Source organism: Cryobacterium sp. Hh11 (genome assembly GCF_004404045.1).
GTDB lineage: Bacteria > Actinomycetota > Actinomycetes > Actinomycetales > Microbacteriaceae > Cryobacterium > Cryobacterium levicorallinum.
In genome coordinates this window covers 1-1,374 of sequence record NZ_SOHF01000036.1, presented here as the reverse complement: position 1 = coordinate 1,374, position 1,374 = coordinate 1, and the positions used below count along the sequence as shown (strand labels likewise).

Genomic DNA, 1,374 nt, shown 5'->3' with positions numbered 1-1,374 from the left:
TCCTTCAAACGATCAAGCGTCATACGGACCGCTCGTTCGCGAACCTCTGTTGGGTGTTTCTTGGGCATAACCGAATCCTTTCACCAGAAAGAAAGCGGCAGGAAATCAGGGACGGTTCAGAGACCGGCACCGCGGCCGCGGAGCTCCTCGGCGAAAGCGAGCATGTTCTGCGTCGATCGGCCGAGCCGGTCCAGGGTCGTGATGACGAGGGTGTCGCCGTCTTCGAGGGCGTCGAGCGCGCGATCAAAGTACGGCCGTGATGCTCGAGCGCCTGAGATTCCATGGTCGACGTAAAGGTCGTCGCGCCGGACTCCGGCGGCCAGGATGTCGACTTGCTGCCGGTCGGTGGATTGTTGTCGCGTGGATACGCGCGCGTAGCCGATCAGTTTCGTCAATTCTGCTCCTGAGGTGTCTCATAACTAATGGTGTGTACCGTAATTACAGCAGGTGGTTATGCGACGTAGTTATAAGACTCGCCGTGCCTCCAGATTCCGACGATTTTGAGGACGCTCAGGTCATGACTGTGAGACGTCTTATATCCCTAGGGTTTCGAGACAGCCGTTTCGTGGAATGGCGGAGTTTTCCAGGGCAGGGCAGTTGTCGCGACCGCAGTTGATGCCACGGTCGCGTTTACGCCGGCACGACAGTGTGCTTATGGGCCGAGAAATATTTCCGTCGTGAGGGGGGTGTTCGATTAACTGGCTGCGGCCGGTGGCCACTATGCGATCGCGGACATCGCAGGATCGAATAGGCCGCTTTTTGGCCTCCGGGCGAGGCACATCAAGGGCGACTTCTTGGCAGGTTCCTCTGACGAGTCAGACTACGGTGCTGACCAACGGGTGATAGCGGCAGCTAGCATAATTCTGCCGCATCACCGTGGGTCAGCATCCGCAGCCTGACAGGTGTTGTTCGTATCGGGCTAGATGAAGCTGTGTCGCGCGAGGCAGTCGAGGTAGTAGACGAAGGCTTCGTCGTTTACGTCGCCAGTTTTCATCGAGTAGTAATTTTGGTCAGTTTCTGTTCCAGTCTCTCTGTATCCGGTCAGCGCGGTCATGTACGTCGTTAGGTGGTCAGACATCCCATAAACCTTGGCACCAGTGACGAGGCCGTCTTCTTGCTCGAGCACGATGGAGGTGCGTTGGCCCACCAAATGTTGAGTGTTTAGAAGGTTGTATGCCAGCCAAGACGCGTCTCCAAGAGGCGCCGTTCCAAGATCGTCAGTGTCACTGCCCGAAGTTTCTTGAAGGAAGAGTCCCCGCCAGCTTTCATCGTACGTATCAGGACCAACATCTTTCATTTCCTTCTCTTCTGCGCTGTACAGGCGGGATAGGACGTCCGGATGAGTGATCGTGTAGAGCGAGTAGATCAAGTCCT

The 1,374-nt window shown here is 56.4% G+C and carries 2 pseudogenes; both read right to left on the bottom strand.

Annotated features, from left to right (window positions below):
• Positions 1 to 119: 119 nt before the first annotated feature.
• A pseudogene (locus E3T46_RS16095) lies at positions 120 to 395 on the bottom strand (recombinase family protein); the annotation flags it as partial.
• A gap of 524 nt (positions 396 to 919) precedes the next feature.
• Positions 920 to 1,374 (bottom strand): annotated as a pseudogene (locus tag E3T46_RS18090) (hypothetical protein); the annotation flags it as partial.